Origin of the sequence: Brevibacterium sp. (genome assembly GCF_022712115.1) — a bacterium.
In the GTDB taxonomy this organism is placed as follows: Bacteria; Actinomycetota; Actinomycetes; order Actinomycetales; family Brevibacteriaceae; genus Brevibacterium; species Brevibacterium salitolerans.
On record NZ_JALAHB010000100.1, the window covers coordinates 1 to 5690 of the forward strand.

Annotated in this window: 3 protein-coding genes and 1 pseudogene; 1 reads left to right on the forward strand and 3 read right to left on the reverse strand. The window is 73.2% G+C overall.

Annotated features, from left to right (window positions below):
- Window positions 1–171 precede the first annotated feature (171 nt).
- Window positions 172–1365 carry an ornithine cyclodeaminase family protein gene (locus tag Q0A33_RS06015; protein ID WP_291794442.1) on the reverse strand — a complete coding sequence of 398 codons (1194 nt, stop codon included), beginning with the start codon at window positions 1363–1365 and terminating at the stop codon, window positions 172–174.
- The gene (locus tag Q0A33_RS06020) at window positions 1352–1738 is read right to left on the reverse strand and encodes a DUF488 family protein (protein WP_291794445.1); all 387 of its coding nucleotides are present in this window, start codon (window positions 1736–1738) and stop codon (window positions 1352–1354) included. Before Q0A33_RS06020 ends, Q0A33_RS06015 begins: the two co-directional genes overlap by 14 nt.
- A gap of 186 nt (window positions 1739–1924) precedes the next feature.
- Between Q0A33_RS06020 and Q0A33_RS06025 the strand changes: the two genes are divergently transcribed.
- Window positions 1925–3391, forward strand: a complete 1467-nt coding sequence (locus tag Q0A33_RS06025) for an NAD-dependent succinate-semialdehyde dehydrogenase (RefSeq protein ID WP_291794447.1) — start codon at window positions 1925–1927, stop codon at window positions 3389–3391.
- Between the two features lie 298 nt (window positions 3392–3689).
- Here the strand turns inward: Q0A33_RS06025 and Q0A33_RS06030 are convergent.
- A pseudogene (locus Q0A33_RS06030) lies at window positions 3690–5690 on the reverse strand (hypothetical protein); the annotation flags it as partial.

Here is a 5690-nt window from a genome sequence, read left to right on the forward strand (position 1 = left end):
CCGCCGAGGCCGCCCTCCCCGTCGAGGGCTCCGTGCGTTCCGAGGCCTCCCGCGCAGGGCCGCCGGCCGCCTCCGCAGGGTTGCCCACCACCTCCACAGAGCCGCCGCCGGGCGTCTCCGCCGTCTCACCGCCCGCACCCGCGCTGCCGGCCACGGCTTCCTTCTCGCTTCTCACTGCTCCACGTCCTCTCGCCCCGCGCCTGCTTCACCGGCCGCGCCTGCTTCATCGGCCGAGCCCGCGCCCGCGTCCTCTGCTCCCGTTCCCGCACGGCCGGCCGGGTCTGCTCCGCCGCCCGCACCCGCACCCGCCGCGCCGCCGCTCTGCACGACGGCCTCGTAGATCGCGCCGGCCACGGCCACGTCCTCCCAGGACATGCCGGAGGTCTTGAACACGACGGGGCGGTCGTCGCTCAGGGCCGCCTCTCCCTCCGTGACGACCTCGCGCAGGGTGTGCACCTGCTCCCAGCCCAGATGCCCCTCCTCGATGGCGAGGATGACGTCGCCGGCCTCGCGCCGGGCGTTGGCGAAGGTCTCCACGATCACGTGGCTGCGTCCCAGCAGGGCACCGGGCAGCTCGCGTTCGGAGGGTGAGTGCGAGCCCATCGCCACCACGAGCGCGTCCGCGCGCACGGCGGAGTCCGCGAAGAGCGGCTCCGAGGCCGAGGTGGCGGTGATGATGAGGTCGACGTCTGCCAGGGCGGCATCGAGGTCCTCCCCCAGTACGGCCTCGGTCGCGGGCACGCCCCCCTCCGTGAGCGTCCGGGTGAGCTCCTGCGCCCGTCCTGCGGTGCGCACACCGAACACCACGCTGCGCACGGGTGCCACCGCCTGAGCCGCCCGCACATGCGGCAGCGCCTGCGCCCCGGCGCCGATGACGCAGAGACGCACCCCGTCCGGGAAGCGGGCGGGGACGAAGCCGGAGACGCCGGCCAGCGAGAGCGCGGGCGTCCGCAGGTTGGTCGCCGCAGCTCCGTCGATCCGGGCCAGCTGGGTGTGGGTGGTGCGATCGGTGAGGAGCACGCTGCCCTGGATGGTGGGCAGTCCGCGTGCGGAGTTGCCGGGCGTGCGTGTGACGACCTTGACCGCGGCGTAGTCCCCCAGCTCGGAGGGCATGAGGATCATCTCCCCGCCGCTGAGCTCCACGATGGTGCGCGGCACGTCCTCCTCCGGGTCGAAGCCCGCCACCGCGTCGCGGATGGCCGCGATGGCCTCGGCGAAGCCGAGCGCCCCGGCGACCTCCTCCGCGCCGATGTCCAGCATCTCCTGTCCCGCCTCGCCGGTGTGCCGGGCGTCCGCACCGGCCTGGGCCTCGGCCCGCGCTCCGGCGCCCTGCGCACGACCGTCCGTCTTCTCACTGCCTGCCATGTGACTGCTCCTGCTCCTGCAGATGCTCCGCGAGCACCCGGGCGTGGTTGTGCGTCTCGTCCTTGGCACCGTACAGGAGCACGAGCGAGTGCTTGCGCGAGTTCCGGAAGCGCTGCAGCAGCGCCTCCCCCGCACCGGATTCCTCGAGCTCCGCACGATAGGCCTCCCGGAACTCCGCGAAGCTCAGCGCGCCGGAGTGGAAGCGCTTGCGCAGCTCGTTCGAGGGAGCGGCGTCCTTGTCCCATTCGTCGAAGGCGAGGTCGTCCTTGCGCACCCCGCGCGGCCAGAGCCGGTCCACGAGAACCCGGAATCCGGTCTTTCCGTGCCTGTCGTCGTAGAGCCGATGGACCTCGATGTCGATGTGCTCGCCCATGACGCCACGATACGTCGTCGGACCCCTCGCGCGCCCTCCCCGGCGGGCGGGGATATGAGACAGCGCACACCGGCCGCCCGCACATGACTAGACTGCACACCAGCCGGTCCGGAGGCCCCCAGAGCACCGGGTCGGCGATGATTCCTTTTCGCACATGAAGTCGTCGCCGACGAAAGAGGAGAAGACGTGGACCTCACCCCCATCATCGAGAAGCTGAACACCGGGGTTTTCATCAACGGACAGTGGCGTGATGCCGAGGGCGGACGCACCCTGGAAGTCCGCAATCCCGCCACGGGCGCGGTCATCACCACCATCGCGGACGGCTCCGAGAACGATGCGCTCGAGGCGATCGCCGCCGCCGGCGCCGCCCAGGCGGACTGGGCCGCCACCGCTCCCCGCGAACGCGCGGAGATCCTCCGCCGGGCCTTCGAGCTGCTCCACGAGCGGGCGGACGACATCGCTGCGATCATGACGGCGGAGATGGGCAAGCCGTTCGCGGAGTCCAAGGGCGAGGTCGCCTACGGTGCCGAGTTCTTCCGCTGGTTCTCCGAGGAGGCCGTCCGCGTGCACGGCGACTTCACGCAGTCCACGGACGGGAAGAACCGCCTCATGATCAGCCGGGAGCCGGTGGGCCCCTGCATCCTCATCACGCCGTGGAACTTCCCGCTGGCGATGGGCACGCGCAAGATCGGCCCCGCGCTGGCGGCCGGCTGCACCGTCGTCCTCAAGCCCGCGCAGCTCACCCCTCTCACCTCGTTCATGCTCGTGGACGTCCTCCGTGAGGCCGGGCTGCCGGACGGCGTGGTCAACGTCGTCACCTCGTCCTCCGCACGCCGCGTGGTGACGCCGTGGATGGAATCGGGCATCGCCCGGAAGATCTCCTTCACCGGCTCCACCGAGGTGGGCGTCAACCTCATGAAGCAGGCCGCGGAGACGGTCATGAAGACGTCGATGGAGCTGGGCGGGAACGCGCCGTTCCTGGTCATGGACGATGCGGACGTGGACGACGCCGTCGAGGGCGCAGTCCTTGCGAAGATGCGCAACAACGGTGAGGCGTGCACCGCCGCCAACCGCCTCTACGTGCAGAGGGGCGTTGCGGAGGAGTTCTCCCGCAAGCTCGCGGAGCGGATCGGCTCCATGAAGGTGGGCGACGGCCTCGCCGAGGGCACGCAGGTGGGTCCGCTCGTGGACCAGGACCAGCTCGACAAGGTCGCTGAGCTCGTCGACCAGGCGGTGGAGGCCGGCGCGACCGTCCTCACCGGAGGCAAGAAGATCGAGGGCGACGGCTACTTCTTCGCCCCCACCGTCCTCACCGATGTGCCGGAGAACGCGACGCTGCGCGTCGAGGAGATCTTCGGTCCCGTCGCGCCGATCGTCGTCTTCGACACGGATGACGAGGCGATCGAACTCGCCAACGGCACCGAGTACGGTCTCGCCTCCTACCTGTACTGCAAGGACATCGACAGGGCGCTGGCACTTGCGGAGCGGATCGAGTCCGGCATGGTGGGCCTCAACACCGGCCTGGTCTCCAACCCGGCCGCGCCGTTCGGAGGCGTCAAGCAGTCCGGGCTGGGCCGCGAGGGCGGCTCGACCGGCATCGACGAGTACCTGGAGCTCAAGTACGTGGCGCTCCCCCGCGCCAACGCACGATGAGACGCTGAGCCAGGCGCAGCCCCGCACTGCGAACCGCGAGGCCCCGAGACGTGTGACACGTCCCGGGGCCTCGCGGCATTCTGCGCAGGGATGCGAAACGCCGAGCGGGTGAGACCCGCTCGGCGCTTCGCGCATCTGCGTCCCGGACCGGATGCCTCGGCTCCATCGGCCCGGAGAGCCGCGAACAGGGGCGTGAGCGGCGGGAGAAGGGGCCCGCGCCCTCACCGTTCGCAGGACGGTCTGCCGCCGGTGCGGACGTGGAACGCGCTCCCGGGGAGAGCGGCTCCGGGAGAACGGTTCAGGCGCGGCGGCGGGCGAGGATGTCGCCCAGGTGCGCCGTGTCCTGCTCCTCCGCCGGAGCCGCCGGAGCGCCGCCGGCGTTCTTCCTGCGGGTCGCGTTCTTGCCGTGGCTCAGCGGGCCGGGATCGGCGGCATCGCCCTCACGGGCGGCGTCCTCGAGCGGCGGCCGGAACCCCAGCTCGTCCGCGAACTGTGCCGCCAGCGACTCCCGGCTGGTGGGTGCGAGGGCGTACGAGGAGGCGTCCGCGACGACGGGCTGCGGCTCCTGCCGCTCCGCCACCGGCGCGTCCACGTAGGTGGGAGCCGGTACGGCGGACGGCGTCCAGCCGCCGGAGCGCAGCCGGCGCGCCAGAGCGTCCCCGGCGGCACTGCTGCGGGGCAGACTCGCCGTGTCCGGGACCGCCGGGGCCGGGGCTGCCGCCTCGGAGTCTGCGGAGGCGTCTTCCGAGGCGTCCGCGGCCGCAGCCGTCCGGCCGGTGGTGTCCTGAGCTCCGGCCTCGCGTTCGGCTGCCGCAGTGCCGGCGGACTCCGCGCCCGCCTTCCGTGTGCTCACTGCGTCAGCGCCCGAGGCCGCAGCGGCTCCGTCCGCGGTCTCACCGCTCTCGGTCTCCGGGCCGGGAGCACCTGCGGCGCTGCGATCGGCCTGGGCCGAGGCCCCCGCAGCGGAGCCGCCGGAGGCGGGTTCGGTCGCAGCTGTGTGTGCGGAGCCGGAGACGCCCTCAGCCGGAGCCTCCGCAGAGCCGGACGCCGTTCCACCGGCCTTCTCTCCGGAGGAGGCTGTGAAGCCCAGCGACAGCGAGGGGGCGGATGCCGAACGCTCCACGATGGAGCGGGCAGGCTCACGCACCGGCGCCGCCTGCTCGGCCGCCCTGTGCCGAGGCGCTGCGGAGACGGCCGGGATCTCCGCGGTGATCGGGTCGGACTCGTCGGAGCCCGGCGCGGAGCGGTCGGCAGCGGCCTGCGCCTGGCGCGGCGCGCCCTCGTCGAGGTCGAGCACCTCCCGCGACTGCGGCTTCCGGCCGGCGGCGGAGCGCTCCGACACGTGCCGGGCTGCGCGGCCTGCGGCCTCACGTGCACGGCCCGCAACCTCGGTGGCGGCGCCGCGAGCACGGTCCGCGAGCAGCTTCTCCTCCCTCTCGATGCCCTTCCGCAGAGCGGTGATCTCGCGGTTGAGCGAACGCAGCAGGACGAGGGTGGCGGCGGCGAGCGCAGCGGTCACGGCCGGAGCTCCCCAGGGCAGGGAGCCGAAGACGGTGAAGCCCAGCATGACCACGGTCGCGGCGGCCAGGAGCAGGAACCCCAGGCCGCAGTAGGGAAGGATCCGCCGGAGGCCCCGGATGCGGCGGCGATCCGCGGCGGATACCTCTGCGATCCGGCCCGGACGCGGTGCCTGGCCGGTCCGCCCAGCGGCAGGACCGGCCGCGCCGCCGGAGGTGCCGGCGCCTCCCGCACCCTGCGGCGCGGTCCCACCGCTGCGGCGCGGGGACGAGGCGTACGACTGGTCCAGCCGGGCGCGGACGTCCGCCGGCAGTGCACGGGGCATGCGCTCGGCCGCCGCGGCGATGCGTCGGGGAGCGGTGCGGGGCGTGTGGTTCATGGCTGGATCCATCGGTTGGGAACGTGTGGAGGCGACGACGGTGAGGACCGGCGCGTGCGGTGCTGCGGAGGAGCTGCCGGGGGCGCTCCCGCTGCCCGCCTCGGTGAGGACCGTGGTCTCACCCACCGCCATGGGGAGCGCGACCACCTCGGCCTCGGGGAAGGGGGTCGTCTCACGATACGGGTTCGCCGCGGCGACAGGGCGGACCGTCTCGGCTGCGGCCTCGGCGACCCCCGCCCGGACCGTGTGGTCCGTGCGGTCCGCCGGGGCCGGCTGGTCCGTCTCGCCCACGACCTCGAGCACCGGATGCGCGCGGCGCAGACGCAGCCGGGGCGCGGTCTGCACGTATTCCGCACCGGCCTCCGGCAGGCCCACGTCCGCAGGATGCGCACGGTCCGCGAG